The organism is Roseomonas sp. AR75 (genome assembly GCF_005222815.1).
In the GTDB taxonomy this organism is placed as follows: Bacteria; Pseudomonadota; Alphaproteobacteria; order Acetobacterales; family Acetobacteraceae; genus Falsiroseomonas.
Map to the genome: position 1 here is coordinate 964,729 of NZ_STGB01000005.1, position 14,375 is coordinate 979,103.

The following is a 14,375-nucleotide window of genomic DNA, read 5'->3' on the forward strand; positions in this document are numbered from 1 at the left end:
GCCCTCACACGCCGAGCAGCTTCGCAAGCCCTTCGATCGTCGTCGTCTGATGCGCGCCGTAGAAGGGGATCTCCGGCTCGTAGCCACGATTGACGTAGAGGGTATTTGCCACGCGCAGGCCGTAGGCGGGGATGATGTCGTAGCGGTAGCTGGCGGAGACGTGCAGCACGTCCTCCGGCCCGCAGCCGAGCATGTCGAACATGTATTCGAAGGCCTGCATCCGCGGCTTGTAGGCCTGCGCCTGCTGCGCGGTGTAGATGCGGTGGAAGGGCGCTTCCAGCAGCGCCGCGTTCTTCACGATCTGGTCGTCCGAGGCGTTGGACAGGATCACCAGCGGATAACGCGCCGCCACGCGCTTCAGCGGCGCGGGCACATCCGGATGCGGCCCCCAGCTCGGCACCGCCTCGTAGATCGCCTGCCCGTCGGCCTCGCGGAAAGGCACCCCGTGGCGGCGGCAGGTGCGCTCCAGCGAAGCCTTCAGCACGTCCACATAGGGCGCCCAGGGCCCCAGCACCTGGTCGAAGCGGTACCAGTTGTAGTCGCGCAGGAACGCTTCCATGCGCGATTCCGGCACGCGGTCGGCCATCAGGCCGCGCGTGACCTCCCCGATGCGGAACCAGGTGAGCGTGCCGTAGCAGTCGAAGGTCACGTATTTCGGCCGGATGTCGGGCATGGCGGCAACTCCTGGCTTGTCCCTGCGCCATGCTAGGCGGCCGCGCGGCGCACGGAAGAAGCGGATCGCGGCGGCCGGAGGCAGATCGTGCCGTTTGCGCGCGCCGCGGCGGCAGCGGATGCGCGGGCCGGAGTGGAATATCCCGAGGCCACGACGATCTTCGGGATCGCATGCTTTCCGCGCCGGGGCAGTCTGCCGGGCGCCGGACGGAGGAGTGGCATGGACGTCGAGACGCAGCCGCGGATGCGCAGCCTGACGCAGAAGGATCTGCCGGCCGCGCACGAACTTTCGCTGTCCGTCGCTTGGCCGTATCGGCGCGAGGATTGGCAGGTGGCGCTCTCGCTCGGCGAGGGCATCGCCGCCTTCGACGGCGGCCGCCTTGTCGGCACAGCGATGCGCTGGGCCTTCGGTGCCCGGTGGGGCACGCTCGGGATGATCATCGTGGCGCCGGCCATGCAGGGCCGCGGCCTCGGCCGCCGGCTGTTCGGCGCCGCGCTGGAGGCGCTCGGCCCACGCAACGCCATGCTGCACGCGACGCCGGCTGGCGAGAGCCTCTATCGTAGCGCCGGCTTCACCCCGGTCGCGACCATCCGTCAGCACCAGGGCGCCGCCTTCAGCATGGGCTTCCACCCGCCCGGTGCCGGCGAAAGGTTGCGGCCGGCGGGCCGCGCCGACCTTGCCGTGCTCGCCACCCTGGACGCCGCCGCCACCGGCATGGACCGCGCCGCGATGATCGCGACGCTGATGGCGGAATCGGAGGGCATCGTGCTGGACCGCGGCGGTGTCGCCAGCGGCTTCGCGCTGCTGCGCCGCTTCGGGCGCGGCAAGGTCATCGGCCCCGTGGTCGCGCCGGACGCGGAGGCGGCGCGCCTGCTCGTGGCGCATTGGCTCGGCCAGCGCCAGGGCGAGTTCCTGCGCATCGACGTGACGGAAGACAGCGGGTTGTCGCCCTGGCTTGAGGCGGCCGGGCTGCCGCAGGTGGACAGCGTGACGCGCATGGTGCGCGGGCAGTTGGCGGCGCCGGCGGCGGTGCGCGCCTTCGGCCTGGCCAGCCAGAGCTTCGGCTGATGGCGTTCGTCTACAAGGCCGATCCGGTGCGCGGCGCCGAATGGGCGAAGCTGTTCGCCGCGCGCCGGCCCGACCTGCCGTTCCATCTGTGGCCGGAAACCGGCGATCCGGCCGCGGTACGCTTCCTCGCCGCCTGGCAGCCGCCGGAGGACCTCGCCGCGCGCTTCCCGAACCTTGAGCTCCTGTTCTCCATCGGCGCCGGCGTGGACCAGTTCGACCTGGCGGCGCTGCCCGCGCATCTGCCGCTGGTGCGCATGGTGGAGACGGGGATCATTGGCAGCATGGTCGAGTATGCCAGCATGGCCGTGCTGGCGCTGCATCGCGACATGCCGGCCTATCTCGATGCGCAGCGCCGGCAGGACTGGAAGGCGATCCGGGTCGTGCCGGCAGCCCGGCGGCGTGTCGGCGTGCTGGGCCTGGGCGAGTTGGGGCGCGCAGTGCTGGCCGCGCTCCGGCCTTTCGGCTTCCCGCTCTCGGCCTGGAGCCGCTCCCGCCATGCAGTGCCGGGCGTCGCCTGCCATGCGGGTCCGCAAGAGTTGCCAGGCTTCCTCGCCGGCTGCGACATCCTGCTCTGCCTGCTGCCGCTGACGGCGGAGACGCGCGGCATCCTGGATTCGCGGCTCTTCGTGCGGCTGCCGCGCGGTGCTGCGCTGATAAATGCCGGGCGGGGCGGGCACCTGGTGCAGCAGGATCTGCTGGCGGCCCTGGCCTCAGGGCAGATCTCCGCCGCCATGCTGGACGTGGCGGAGCCGGAGCCGCTGCCGCCGGACCATCCCTTCTGGTCGCATCCGCGCATCTGGCTCACGCCCCACATCGCCAGCCAGACCCAGCCGGAAACCGCGGTGGAGGCTGTGCTCGCCAATCTCGACCGCCACGCGCGGGGGGAAGCGATGATCGGGCTGGTGGACCGCACGCGGGGCTACTGACCGCGCCAGAGACGCGCCGCCGGCTTGTCACGGCGGGGCAGCAGATCCTACCGTTGCGACAACGGGGAGAGTTGCAGCCATGGTGCAGCCAAGCCTGCCCAAGCTCGACCGCATCGACCTCAGGATCCTTGCGCATCTGCAGAAGAATGCGCGGGTGACGAATGTCGAGCTGGCCGATGCGGTGGGCCTCTCCGCCAGTCCCTGCCTGGTGCGCGTGAAGCGGCTGGAGAAGGCGGGCTACATCACCGGCTACGGCGCGGAGATCGCGCTGCGCAAGCTCGGCGACACGACCTCGGTCTTCACCGAGGTGACGCTGGCCGATCATCGCGCACAGGACTTCTCCCGCTTCGAGACGGCCATCCGCAAGGTGGACGAGGTACTGGAATGCCACCTCGTCTCCGGCGGCTACGACTACATGCTGAAGTTCCTCACGCGCAGCATCCAGCACTACCAGGAGATCATCGAGGAGCTGCTGGCGCGCGACATCGGGATCGAGAAGTACTTCAGCTACGTCGTGATCAAGTCGGTCTTCGTGAAGCGGCACTACCCGCTGGAGAAGTTCTTCGACGGCTGATCGGCAGGATCGGCCGCCCCGCGGCAGCGATCCCGCACGAAACGCCGCGCGATCGCCGCCTCTCCGCTGCGCCTGCGGCTTCGCCGTCGACATGATGAAGGGCCAGCAGGGAGCAGCGCGCATGACGGATCGCGAACCGAAGGTGCTGACCTTCGACGTCGTCGGAACCCTCATCGATTTCGAGGCCGGGCTCCTCGCCTATCTGCGCGGCGCATGCGCCGAAGCCGCCGCGCTCGGCGATGGTGCGATCCTCGACGCCTACCGGCTCGCGCGCGGTGCGAAGGAAGCGTGGCGCTTCCCCGACGATCTCGAGCGCGTCTATGCGGCGATCGCGCCCGGCCTCGGCCTGCCGCAGGATGCCGCGATCGCAAAGGGCTTCGCGCAATCCGCGCGCGACTGGCCGCCCTTCGCCGATGCGGTGGAGGCGCTTCAGCGCCTCGGCCGGCGCTACCGGCTCGTGGCGATGACGAATGCCGCGCGCTGGGCGTTGGACCTGATGGCCGTGCGGCTCGGCAATCCGTTCCACGACACCGTCAGCGTGGACGAGGCGCTTTGCGAGAAGCCGGACCCGCAATACTTCGCCTTCGCGCGTGGCCGGCTGAGCCGCGATGGCTACACCCGCGACGACATCCTGCACGTCGCACAGAGCCAGTACCACGACATCGGCGTGGCGAAGCGGCTGGGCTACACGGTCTGCTGGATCGAGCGGCGCATGGGCCAGAAAGGCGCCGGCGGCACCATCGCCGCCGCCGAACGCACCGAGCCGCACTATCACTTCGCCACGCTGCGCGAACTGGCGGATCTCGCGGAGAGCGGCGGTCTGCGCCAGAAGGTCTGAAACGCCGGGCGGGAACGGTCCCGCCCGTTGCCGGCGTTCAGTCCACCGTCGCGCCGGCGTCGCGCACCACCTGCGCCCAGCGCGCCACGTCCTGTTCCTGCACGGCGCGGAACTGCGCGGGCGTGGTGACGGTGGGGGGCTCGATGCCCTGGTCCTGGACCAGCCATTGGCGGAAGTCCGGCGCCGAGATGATCTTCACGATCTCCTCGTTCAGCCGGCGCACGATCGGTTCCGGCATGCCCGCCGGGCCGAAGATGCCGTACCAGGTGGTGCTCTCGAAGCCCGGCAGGTTGCAGGCCTCGGCCACGGTCGGCACGTTCGGCAGCGCCGGCACGCGGCTGCGCGTGGTCACCGCCAGGCCGCGGACCTGGCCCTGGTTGATCATCGGGATCGCCGGTCCGGTCTGGTTGAAGAAGAGGTCGATCTGCCCGCCGAGCAGCGCCGTCACCACGCCGGCCTGACCGACGAAGGGCACATGCACCATGTCGAGGTTCGCCGCCTTGGCGAAGCGCACGCCGGCAAGATGGGTGGAGGCGCCGTTGCCGGTGCTGCCAAAGTTCAGCGCGCCGGGCCGCGCGCGGGCATCGTTGATCACGTCCAAGCAGCTTGCGTATTGCCCGCGGTACTGGATGGAAGTGACCAGGATGTTCGGCACGTCGCCGAGATGCGCGATCGGCGTGAAGTCGTTCAGCACGTTGAAGTTCAGCCGGCGATAGAGCGCCTGGTTGATCGCATGCGTGCCGGCGGTGCCGAACAGGATCGTGTAGCCATCCGGCCGCGCCTTCGCGACGAAGTCGGAGGCGACGTTGCCGCCGGCGCCGGTGCGCGGGTTCACCACCACGGGCTGGCCGAGCGCACGACCCAACGGATCGGCCAGCTTGCGCGCGTAGATGCCGACGCCGGAGCTGTTCGGGAAGCCGATCACCATCTCGATCGGGCGGCTCGGCCAGGGCTGCGTCTGCGCCGCCGCCGGCGCGGCGGCGAGCAGTGCGGCGAAAGGCAGGGCGAGCAGGCGGCGTGACAGTCTCATCTGTTCTTCTCCGACGATGTCGGGGGAATTGAAGGCGTGTCGGCTCGGCTGGCAACCCCCTTCGCGACAGGGCCCTTTCGCCGCTACGCTCCGCGCATGACGCAGCATGCAGCAGGCGCGCGGATCGCGCGCGGCGGGAAATCCATCTACGGCGCGCCGCTCGGCATCCTGATGCTGGAAGCGCGTTTCCCGCGCATCCCCGGCGACATGGGCAATGCGGCGACCTGGCCCTTCCCGGTGCTGTTCCGTGTGGTGCGCGGGGCAAGCCCGGAGAAGGTGGTGCTGCAGGGCGCGCGCGGGCTGCTGCCGGATTTCATCGCCGCGGCGCAGGACCTCGTGGATCTCGGCGCGGAAGCCATCACCACCAATTGCGGCTTCCTCGCGCTGTTCCAGGCGGAGCTGGCGGCGGCGTTGCGCGTGCCGGTGGCGACCTCGTCGCTGATGCAGGTGCCTTGGGTGCAGGCGACGCTGCCGCCTGGCAAGCGGGTCGGCGTCATCACGGTCAGTCGCGCCAGCCTGACGCCGGCGCATCTGGCGGGCGCGGGCGTGCCTCTGGATGTGCCGGTCGAGGGCACGGAAGACGGCAGGGAATTCTTCCGCGTGCTGATCAGCTCGGCGAAGCAGGACCTGGATGTGGCGCTGGCCGAGCAGGACATCCTGGAGGCGGGACGGCGCCTGGTGTCACGCCATCCGGATGTCGGCGCGATCGTGCTGGAATGCACCAACATGCCGCCCTATGCGGCGGCGTTGCGTGAGGCGGTAGGGCTGCCGGTCTACGACATCTACACGATGGTGAGCTGGTTCCACGGCGGACTGCGGCCGCGCGTGTTCTGAAGCGCTCACGCGCCGCCGCGCTCGGCCTCGTCCAGCGCGACGGCGATGGCGTGGCGCAGCGCGGCGAGGTCGCCGGTGGCGCGGCTGCGCGCGGCGGCGATGGCCACCACGGCCGCGACGGCGGAGATCAAGGCGGGTGCCCCCTTGCGGGGACCGCGCCGGCCCTCGACCGACCCGACCGGAGGCAGCGGCGTGGACCATGGGGTCGGGAAAGGCAGCGGTGTGGTCATGCGCGACTCTCCGGGACGCGGGGTGGGGCGTCCCCCCTTCGTCTCATCTCAGGGATGAACGAAGGGTTAAGAAAATCGCGGCGCAGCAATCCGCGTGGGCGAAAACGGTTAACGGCGCGGCCGACAAAAAAGCCCCGGCCGCAGAGCGACCGGGGCCGGTAGTCTCGTTGCGGAGCGGCGGCCTACTTGATGCTGACCGCCTGCCGCCCGCGCTGTCCGTCGCGCACGTCGAGCGCGACCTTCTCGCCCTGCTGCACATCCTGCTTGCCTGCGCGCTGCAGGACCGAGGAATGCAGGAACACGTCCTGGCCGCCATCGTCGGGCGTGACGAAGCCGAAGCCGCGAACCTGGTCGAACCACTTCACGGTGCCGGAGACCGCGTAGGTCGGGCCGCCCTCGTCGCGGGCGAAGTCGCGCCGCGGGGGCCGATCGCCGAAGCCGCCGCCACGCGGGGCACCGAAGCCGCCGCCGCCACCGCCGCCGAAGCCGCCGCCACGCGGGGCGCCGAAGCCGCCGCCACCGCCGCCGAAGTCGCGCCGCGGCGGACGATCGCCGAAGCCGCCGCCGCCGCCGAAATCACGCCGGGGGGGACGGTCGCCGAAGCCACCGCCGCCGCCGAAGTCGCGCCGCGGCGGACGATCGCCGAAGCCGCCGCGCGGGCGATCACCGCCGCCCGGCCCCTTGATCAGGCTGTGGATGCGCGTGACCAGACGCCGGCCCTGGCGGTCCGTGCCGATCTCGCAATTCAGCTTGTCGCCGGTCTCCGGCGGCTCGATCCCGGCTTCCGTCAGGGCGGAAGCGTGGAAGAAGACGTCCTGTCCGTCCGGACCGAGGACGAAGCCGAACCCCTTTCGGGCATTGTACCACTTCACTTCGGCCTCGATCGGGCCGGTATCACCCTGTTCGCTATCGGGAAGCACGACTGTTATCAATCCGTTACCAAGGACACGACCCGACACGATGCAGGGCCGCCAGTGGGCAACATGACATTTGCAAGCCCCGAACACCAGCAGAAATACAGTGTCAACCGAATCGAGAGGGCCGGAAGGGTTCCGTCGGGATCTCCGGTTGACGCCCGCCGAGCATGGCCGTCACCACCCGCGCCGTGCGCGGCCCCGCCACCAGCCCGACATGGCCATGGCCGAAGGCCAGCAGCACATCGGGGCTGGCGGCGGCCGGACCGAGACAGGGCAGGCCATCGGGCATGGAGGGGCGATGGCCCATCCAGAACTTCACCCGCTCCGCCGGCAGGTCGCGCGGCAGGTTGGGGAAGCTGCGCAGCAGGTGGTCGCGCAGGATCTCCGCCCGCTTCCAGTTCGGCGCCGCCTCCAGCCCGGCGATCTCCACCTGGCCGGCGCAGCGCAGGCCGCGATCGGTCCAGGTGATGCTCATCTTGCCGTCATAGGGCATCATCGGTGTGCGAGGACCGGTCGGGCTGTCCAGCACCATCGCGTGGTAGCCGCGCTCGGTCTCCAGCGGCACCTTCGAGCCCGCGGCGGCCGCCAGCCTGCGGGAATAGGCGCCGGCCGCGATCACCGCCTTGTCGGCCGGCACCTCGCCGCGCTCGGTCAGCACCGCCCGCAGCCGGCCATCCTCGATGCGGAAGCCGGTGGCGGTATCGCGGCGCAGTTCCGCGCCCTCGGCGCGCGCCTGCGCCACCAGCGCCGCGACATAGGCGCCGGGGTCGCGGCAATGCCCGCCCTCCTCGACCAGCGCGGCGAAGCGGTAGCGGCGATCCAGTTCCGGCTCGCGCTGGCGCAGCTCGTCGTCGTCCAGCTCGAGCCATTCGATTCCGACCTTGCGGCGCACCCGCCAGGCCAGCGCCTCGCTCTCGAACTGCGCGCGGTTCTCGTAGGTATACATCAGGCCGCGGCGCTCGATCAGGCGCTCCACGCCGGCGCGGGCGGCAAGCTCCGCATGCAGCGCGGGCGCGCCCTGCAGCAGCGGGCGGAGCGCGCGCGCCGCGGCGAGCACCTTGTCCTCGGTCCAGCCGGCCAGCAGGTAGCGCGCCAGCCAGGGCGCGACCTTCGGGAAGTAGGACCAGCGGATCGCCAGCGGCCCCAGCGGGTCCATGAGGAATTTCGGCACCTTCTTCCACAGCCCCGGCGTGGAGGGCGGGATCACCGACATCGGGCTGAGCCAGCAGCCATTGCCGTAGCTTGCCGCCTGCTCGCCGCCCGGGTCGCCCGGCTCGATCAGCGTCACGCGGAAGCCGGCGGACAGCGTCTCGAGCGCCGTCGCCGCGCCTACGATGCCGGCGCCGACGATCGCCACATGCTGGTTCAACGCGTCATCTCCCGCCCCGGGTCGCCCTGCGCCAGCAGCGACACATGCGCCGACACCACGCGCCAGCCTTCCGGCATGCGCGCCATGATCTTGGTCTCGCGCCCCACCAGGCCGGTGCCGACGCGTTCGTATTCCAGATGGGTGGCCGCGAAATCCTGCCCGAAGGCGACGATGTGCACCTTGCGCTGCACGCGCTGCGCATAGGCGCGGACCGACGCCCGGAAGGCGCGGATCGCGTCATGGCCATAGAGGATCTCCGTGATGCCGAAGCGCACCGTGCGCGGATCGGCCCAGAAGATCGCGTCCAGCTCCTCCGTCCGGTTGGCCATCAGCGCCGCCTCGTAGCGGTCGAAGACGGCGCGGACTTCCGCCAGCACCGCGGGATCGTCGAGTTGCAAGCGGCCCCCCTGCCCTGCCCGGCGGCGAGAGTGCCGCGCCCGCCGGACGCTGCAAAGCCAGGCGGACATGCGCCCGCCGCAACGGCTTCATGATTCGCGCATAATCCGGCGCCATCCTATCCTGCGCCGCGGCCCGCCGGCCGCCTTCCGGAGACGCTGTCATGCTGCCCGCCGCGCCACAGGCACGAATGACACGCCCGGCGGCGCCCGGGCTGCTGCGGCGCGCCCTGGCCCTGGTCCTGCTGTTCGGCGTTGCCGCCTGCGCGGCGCCGCCGGGTTTTGGCCCGGAGGCCTACCGGCCGGAGATGGTGGTGCCGCCCGCCCCGCCCGCGGCGCAGGCGCCCATGGCTGCCGCACCTTCCCCCTTCGGCAAGCCCACCGGCGGGTTGCGCCATGCCGCCGACATCGCGGGCCCGGCCTGCGTGGCCGAGCATCGCCAGGTGATCGAGGAGGCGGTGGCGATGGCGCGGGAGCGCCTGACCGCCGGCATACGGGTGATCGAGACCCAGCCCGACAGCGAGGCGGTGCTGCGCTGGTTCGGCTTTGCCGAACGCGCGCCGATCGCGGATCGGCTGCGCCGCATCCATGCCTGGCTCGGCCAGCCCGACAACGCGAAGATCCTGTGCAACGACCCGCCCGCCTGCCAGGGCGTCCGGATGGCCTATGCCGCGCCGTCGCGCCGCATCGTCGGCCTGTGCCCCAGCTTCTTCCGCGCCTCCTTAGAGGGCTTCGACAACCGCTGGGGCATCCTGATCCACGAGGCTTCGCATGTGGCGGCGGGCACGCAGGACTTCGTCTATGGCCCGCGTGCGGCGCTGGTGCTGGCGAAGCAGGATCCGCAGCGCGCGGCGATGAATGCCGACAACTACGAATATTACGTGGAAACCCTGGCACGCTACGCGCCGGGTTCGTAACCGCCACGGATTTTCAAAGGCTTGGCCGAATTTCCTGTTCACGGCGGCGTGAGGATCATCTTATACAATAAGCCGTGAGCGCCGGTTCGGGGGAACCGGCGAGGCGCCGGTACCGCGCGCCATCCGGGAGCCGCCTGCATGCTCGATGCCGCCCTGCCCGCCGGCGAGACGCTGGCCCGAACCGCACCGCATCACGGCTTCCTCTTCGCGACAGGAATCGAGAACAGCGCACCCACCATCGAAGCCGGGCGCATCCGGCGCGACCAGATGGCCGAGTGCGGCCACTACGCCCGCTGGCGCGAGGATTTCGCGCTCGTGAAGGAGATCGGCTGCGACGCGCTGCGCTACGGGCCGCAGCTGCACGCGACGCTGCGCGGCCCCGGCCGGCACGACTGGGCCTTCGCCGACGAGACCTTCGCCGAGCTGCGTCGCCTCGGCATCCGGCCGATCGTGGACCTGTGCCATTTCGGCGTGCCGGACTGGATCGGCGACTTCCAGAACCCCGACTTCCCCGACCTCTTCGCCGACTACGCCCAGGCCTTCGCGCGGCGCTTCCCCTGGGTGCAGCTCTACACGCCGGTGAACGAGATGTTCATCACCGCCGTCTTCAGCGCGAAATACGGCTGGTGGAACGAGCAGCGGCACGACGACCGCAGCTATGTGCAGGCGATCCGAAACATCGTGCTGGCGAACCTCAAGGCAATGCGCGCGATCCTCGCCGTGCGGCCGGATGCGATCTTCATCCAGTCGGAGAGCACGGAGGCCTTCCACGCCGAATGCCCCGCCGCCCTGCCGCATGCAGAGTTCCGCAACGCCGAGCGCTTCCTGACGCTGGACCTCAACTACGGGCGGCGCGTGGACAGCCTGATGTACGAGTTCCTGCTGGACAACGGCATGAGCCGCGCCGACTACCATTTCTGCCTGCGCGAGGCCCCTGCCCTGAAGCGCCACTGCATCATGGGCAATGACTGGTACCAGACGAATGAGCACCTGCTGAACGCGGAGGGCCATGGCCGCTGGGCCGGCGAGGTGTTCGGCTACGACACCGTCACCCGCGACTACCATGCGCGCTACGGCCTGCCAGTGATGCACACGGAGACGAACCTGGATGAAGGCCCGCGCGGCGACGAGGCGGAGCACTGGCTGTGGAAGCAGTGGTCCGGCATCCTGCGCCTCCGCCGCGACGGCGTGCCGGTGCTGGGCTTCACCTGGTATTCCCTGACGGACCAGGTGGACTGGAACCACGCGTTGCGCATCCAGCGCGGCGACGTCAATCCGCGCGGCCTGTTCGACCTGGATCGCCGGCCGCGCAAGGTCGGGCTGGCCTACAAGCGGCTCATCGAGGCCTGGCGCGAGGTACTGCCCACCCAGTCCTGGTGCCTGCAGGTGCCGCTGGCGGCCTGAGGCGGCGCGGCCCCCTTCACGGGATCGCGCCGTCCGGTCCATGCTGCCCCATTCAGGGAAGCACGGACATCGCATGAGCCACCCGGTCATCGAGGGCGCGAAGGCCTTCCAGGCGGACCTCGCCGCCATCCGGCAGGACATCCATGCCCATCCCGAGCTCGGCATGGAGGAGACGCGGACCTCGGCCCTGGTCGCGCGCGAACTCCGGGCGCTGGGCATCGAGGTGACGGAGGGCGTCGGACGCTTCGGCGTGGTCGGCACGATCCGCGGCAACCGGCCGGGCAACCGCTCGGTCGGGCTGCGCGCCGACATGGACGCGCTGCAGATCCCGGAAGCCACCGGCGCACCCTATGCCTCGAAGCACCCGGGCATCATGCATGCCTGCGGCCATGACGGGCACACCACCATGCTGCTCGGCGCCGCCCGCTGGCTGGCGCAGCACCGCGACTTCGGCGGCACCGTCCACCTGATCTTCCAGCCCGCCGAGGAAGGCCGCGGCGGCGCCAAGGCGATGCTCGACGACGGGCTGTTCGAGCGCTTCCCCTGCGATGCGGTCTACGGCCTGCACAACAAGCCGACCATCCCGGCCGGGCGCTTCGCCATCCGCCCCGGCCCGGCGCTGGCCGCGGCCGACCGCTTCAAGGTGGTGTTCCGCGGCACCGGCGGGCATGGCGGCTCCACGCCGCACCTGGCCACCGACATCACCGTGGTGCAGGCGCATTTCGTGCTGGGACTGCAGACCATCGTGGGGCGCAACGTGGCGGCGACGGATGCCGCGGTGCTGAGCGTCGGCTCGATCCAGGGCGGCTCGCCGATCTCTCCGAACGTCATGCCGGCCGAGCTGACCATCACCGGCACCTCCCGCAGCTACACCGCCGCAGTGCGCGACCTGCTGGAACGGCGGATTGGCGAGCTGGCGCATGGCCTTGCCGCGCTGCACGGCGCGACGGCGGAGGTGGAGTACCACCGCGGCGTGCCCGCCACCGTGAACCACCCCGAGCAGACCGAGACGGCGCGCGACGCCGCCCGGACCCTGGTGGGCGACGCCGAGGTGATCGAGCACGCCCCCGTGACGGGCGGCGAGGATTTCTCTCTCATGTTGGAACAAAAGCCCGGCGCCTTCATGTTCATCGGCGGCGGCAAGGGGCCGGACGGGACCTCGCCGAACCTGCATACCCCGCATTTCGACTTCAACGACGACATCATACCCCTCGGCGTTGCCTATTGGGTCGGCGTGGTCGACCAGGAACTGGGCAAGACGGCCGGGTGACTCGCCGCCCCGGCGAAAAGCCGATAGGAATTCCGATGCGCCGCGCGGCCGCCTTGCGCTAGCGTGGAAGACGAGGCGGGGAACGCCGGGACACCGCGGCCCCCCGAAACGACAGGGACTGGGAGAGCAAGAATGACGGAAGACGACCTGCGCCAGATGATCGGGCGCGTGAAGCGCGGCTCGCTCTCGCGCCGCGGCTTCGTGAAGCGCCTCGCGGCCTTCGGCCTGACGGCGCCGATGGCGACCCAGCTTCTCGCCCTGCACGGCATCAGCCCCGCCTCGGCGCAGAGCGTGCCGGCCTACAAGCCGACGCGGCGCGGCGGCGGCGGGCCGCTCAAGATCCTCTACTGGCAGGCCTCCACCCTGCTGAACCCGCATTTCGCGGTCGGCACCACCAACCAGGAAGCGAGCCGCGTCTTCTACGAGCCGCTCGCCGGCTGGGCCGCGGACGGCACGCTCTATCCCGTGCTGGCCGCCGAGATCCCCTCGGTCGAGAACAAGGGCCTGTCCGAGGACGGGCGCAGCGTGACGTGGAAGCTGAAGCGCGGCGTGAAGTGGCATGACGGCACGGACTTCTCGGCCGACGACGTGGTGTTCAACTGGGAATACGCGAAGAACCCGCAGGTCGCCGGCGTCTCCTCCGGCAGCTACACCGACGTCAACGTGGTCAAGGTGGACGACCACACGGTGCGCGTGGAGTTCAACAAGCCGACGCCCTTCTGGGCCGACGCCTTCGTCGCCTCCCGCGGGATGCTGATCCCGAAGCACCTGTTCAAGGACTACAACGGCACCAACGCCCGCGACGCGCCCGCCAATCTGCGCCCGGTGGGCACCGGCGCCTACAAGTTCGTCAGCTTCGCGCCGGGCGACAACCTGCGCGGCGAGCTGAACCCGAACTATCACATGAACAACCGCCCCTACTTCGACACGCTCGAGGTGAAGGGCGGCGGCGACGCGGTCTCCGCCGCGCGCGCCGTGCTGCAGACCGGCGACTTCGACTACGCCTGGAACCTGCAGGTCGAGGACGAGATCCTCAAGCGCCTCGAGGCCGCGAACCGCGGCAAGGTGAACATCGTCGAGGGCGGCAACATCGAATTCATCATGCTCAACGCCACCGACCCGAGCCGGGAGGTGGACGGCGAGCGCGCCTCGATCAAGAGCGAGCACCCGGCCTTCAAGGACCCGGCGGTGCGGGAAGCGATGTCGCTGCTGCTCGATCGCGGCTCGATCGAGCGCTTCATCTACGGCCGCGGCGGTCCCGCGACTTCCAACTTCCTCAACAACCCGCCGCGTTTCGCCTCGCCGAACACCCGCTGGGAGTTCAACATCGAGAAGGCGAACCAGATCCTCGACCAGGCGGGCTGGGCGCGCGGGCGGGACGGCATCCGCACCAAGGACGGCGTGCGGCTGCGCTTCATCTACCAGACCTCGGTCAACGCGCCGCGCCAGCGCACCCAGGCGATCTACAAGCAGGCGGCGCAGCGCGCGGGCATCGACCTGGAGCTGAAGTCGGTGACGGCCTCGGTGTTCTTCTCGGCCGACGTGGCCAACCCGGACACCTACACGAAGTTCTTCGCCGACGTGCAGATGTACACCACGACCATGACGCAGGCGGACCCGCAGCTGTTCATGAACCAGTTCGTGTCGTGGGAGATCTCCTCCAAGGCGAACAACTGGCAGGGCCGCAACATCGTCCGCTGGCGGAACGAGGAATACGACCGCATCTTCCGCGACGCGGAGGGCGAGCTCGACCCCGTGAAGCGCGCGGCGCTGTTCATCCGCATGAACGACCTGATCGTGGGCAGCAACCACATCATCCCACTGGTCAAGCGCCCGCTGGTCAGCGCCAGCCTGAACAACCTCAACACCGTGCTGAGCGCCTGGGACAACACCCATTGGCTGCTCAGCGACTGGTTCCGCGAGACCTGAT

General features: G+C 70.2%; 15 protein-coding genes. 9 read left to right on the forward strand and 6 right to left on the reverse strand.

What is annotated here, in order from left to right:
* Positions 1-4 precede the first annotated feature (4 nt).
* A complete protein-coding gene (locus E4T13_RS24015; protein WP_137180858.1) occupies positions 5-673 on the reverse strand; it encodes a haloacid dehalogenase type II in 669 nt (222 codons plus the stop codon).
* A gap of 219 nt (positions 674-892) precedes the next feature.
* Here E4T13_RS24015 and E4T13_RS24020 point away from each other — a divergent pair, with 219 nt between their 5' ends.
* The 4 genes from E4T13_RS24020 (at position 893) to E4T13_RS24035 (ending at position 4,079) form a co-directional block, all read left to right on the forward strand.
* Positions 893-1,741 (forward strand): GNAT family N-acetyltransferase, encoded by an 849-nt coding sequence (locus E4T13_RS24020; protein ID WP_137180859.1) that lies wholly within the window; start codon positions 893-895, stop codon positions 1,739-1,741.
* On the forward strand, positions 1,741-2,667 hold the full coding sequence (locus E4T13_RS24025) for a glyoxylate/hydroxypyruvate reductase A (protein WP_137180860.1): 927 nt from the start codon (positions 1,741-1,743) through the stop codon (positions 2,665-2,667). Before E4T13_RS24020 ends, E4T13_RS24025 begins: the two co-directional genes overlap by 1 nt.
* Before the next feature lie 79 nt (positions 2,668-2,746).
* Positions 2,747-3,241: an Lrp/AsnC family transcriptional regulator gene (locus tag E4T13_RS24030; protein WP_137180861.1), complete on the forward strand. Its 495-nt coding sequence runs from the start codon at positions 2,747-2,749 to the stop codon at positions 3,239-3,241.
* A 121-nt stretch (positions 3,242-3,362) separates the two neighbouring features.
* Positions 3,363-4,079 (forward strand): HAD-IA family hydrolase, encoded by a 717-nt coding sequence (locus E4T13_RS24035; protein ID WP_137180862.1) that lies wholly within the window; start codon positions 3,363-3,365, stop codon positions 4,077-4,079.
* A gap of 37 nt (positions 4,080-4,116) precedes the next feature.
* Here the strand turns inward: E4T13_RS24035 and E4T13_RS24040 are convergent, their stop codons facing one another.
* On the reverse strand, positions 4,117-5,109 hold the full coding sequence (locus E4T13_RS24040) for a tripartite tricarboxylate transporter substrate binding protein (protein WP_137180863.1): 993 nt from the start codon (positions 5,107-5,109) through the stop codon (positions 4,117-4,119).
* Positions 5,110-5,205: 96 nt separating this feature from the next.
* Between E4T13_RS24040 and E4T13_RS24045 the strand changes: the two genes are divergently transcribed.
* Entirely contained in the window at positions 5,206-5,943 is a 738-nt protein-coding gene (locus tag E4T13_RS24045; RefSeq protein ID WP_137180864.1) for an aspartate/glutamate racemase family protein, read from the forward strand.
* Positions 5,944-5,948: 5 nt separating this feature from the next.
* On the opposite strand, the gene E4T13_RS24050 is transcribed toward E4T13_RS24045, so the two are convergent.
* The 4 genes from E4T13_RS24050 to hpxZ form a co-directional block, all read right to left on the reverse strand.
* On the reverse strand, positions 5,949-6,173 hold the full coding sequence (locus tag E4T13_RS24050) for a hypothetical protein (protein ID WP_137180865.1): 225 nt from the start codon (positions 6,171-6,173) through the stop codon (positions 5,949-5,951).
* A 182-nt stretch (positions 6,174-6,355) separates the two neighbouring features.
* Positions 6,356-7,093: a cold-shock protein gene (locus tag E4T13_RS24055; protein ID WP_137180866.1), complete on the reverse strand. Its 738-nt coding sequence runs from the start codon at positions 7,091-7,093 to the stop codon at positions 6,356-6,358.
* A 103-nt stretch (positions 7,094-7,196) separates the two neighbouring features.
* Positions 7,197-8,459, reverse strand: a complete 1,263-nt coding sequence (locus E4T13_RS24060) for an FAD-binding oxidoreductase (protein ID WP_137180867.1) — start codon at positions 8,457-8,459, stop codon at positions 7,197-7,199.
* Positions 8,456-8,857 (reverse strand): oxalurate catabolism protein HpxZ, encoded by a 402-nt coding sequence (hpxZ, locus tag E4T13_RS24065; protein WP_137180868.1) that lies wholly within the window; start codon positions 8,855-8,857, stop codon positions 8,456-8,458. The genes E4T13_RS24060 and hpxZ overlap by 4 nt, the downstream gene beginning before the upstream one ends.
* A gap of 161 nt (positions 8,858-9,018) precedes the next feature.
* On the opposite strand from hpxZ, the gene E4T13_RS24070 reads away from it, so the two are divergent.
* The 4 genes from E4T13_RS24070 (at position 9,019) to E4T13_RS24085 (ending at position 14,374) form a co-directional block, all read left to right on the forward strand.
* Complete coding sequence (locus E4T13_RS24070; protein ID WP_137180869.1) at positions 9,019-9,771, forward strand: M35 family metallopeptidase; 753 nt, start codon at positions 9,019-9,021, stop codon at positions 9,769-9,771.
* A gap of 138 nt (positions 9,772-9,909) precedes the next feature.
* Complete coding sequence (locus E4T13_RS24075) at positions 9,910-11,175, forward strand: family 1 glycosylhydrolase (protein ID WP_137180870.1); 1,266 nt, start codon at positions 9,910-9,912, stop codon at positions 11,173-11,175.
* A 73-nt stretch (positions 11,176-11,248) separates the two neighbouring features.
* Positions 11,249-12,445, forward strand: a complete 1,197-nt coding sequence (locus tag E4T13_RS24080) for a M20 aminoacylase family protein (RefSeq protein ID WP_137180871.1) — start codon at positions 11,249-11,251, stop codon at positions 12,443-12,445.
* A 132-nt stretch (positions 12,446-12,577) separates the two neighbouring features.
* On the forward strand, positions 12,578-14,374 hold the full coding sequence (locus E4T13_RS24085) for a peptide ABC transporter substrate-binding protein (protein ID WP_137180872.1): 1,797 nt from the start codon (positions 12,578-12,580) through the stop codon (positions 14,372-14,374).
* Position 14,375: the final 1 nt, after the last annotated feature.

Coding starts and splice junctions, on each gene's coding strand:
- E4T13_RS24015 (WP_137180858.1), bottom strand. CDS start 673: ATGCCCGACATCCGGCCGAAATACGTGACCTTCGACTGCTACGGCACG.
- E4T13_RS24020 (WP_137180859.1), top strand. CDS start 893: ATGGACGTCGAGACGCAGCCGCGGATGCGCAGCCTGACGCAGAAGGAT.
- E4T13_RS24025 (WP_137180860.1), top strand. CDS start 1,741: ATGGCGTTCGTCTACAAGGCCGATCCGGTGCGCGGCGCCGAATGGGCG.
- E4T13_RS24030 (WP_137180861.1), top strand. CDS start 2,747: ATGGTGCAGCCAAGCCTGCCCAAGCTCGACCGCATCGACCTCAGGATC.
- E4T13_RS24035 (WP_137180862.1), top strand. CDS start 3,363: ATGACGGATCGCGAACCGAAGGTGCTGACCTTCGACGTCGTCGGAACC.
- E4T13_RS24040 (WP_137180863.1), bottom strand. CDS start 5,109: ATGAGACTGTCACGCCGCCTGCTCGCCCTGCCTTTCGCCGCACTGCTC.
- E4T13_RS24045 (WP_137180864.1), top strand. CDS start 5,206: ATGACGCAGCATGCAGCAGGCGCGCGGATCGCGCGCGGCGGGAAATCC.
- E4T13_RS24050 (WP_137180865.1), bottom strand. CDS start 6,173: ATGACCACACCGCTGCCTTTCCCGACCCCATGGTCCACGCCGCTGCCT.
- E4T13_RS24070 (WP_137180869.1), top strand. CDS start 9,019: ATGCTGCCCGCCGCGCCACAGGCACGAATGACACGCCCGGCGGCGCCC.
- E4T13_RS24075 (WP_137180870.1), top strand. CDS start 9,910: ATGCTCGATGCCGCCCTGCCCGCCGGCGAGACGCTGGCCCGAACCGCA.
- E4T13_RS24080 (WP_137180871.1), top strand. CDS start 11,249: ATGAGCCACCCGGTCATCGAGGGCGCGAAGGCCTTCCAGGCGGACCTC.
- E4T13_RS24085 (WP_137180872.1), top strand. CDS start 12,578: ATGACGGAAGACGACCTGCGCCAGATGATCGGGCGCGTGAAGCGCGGC.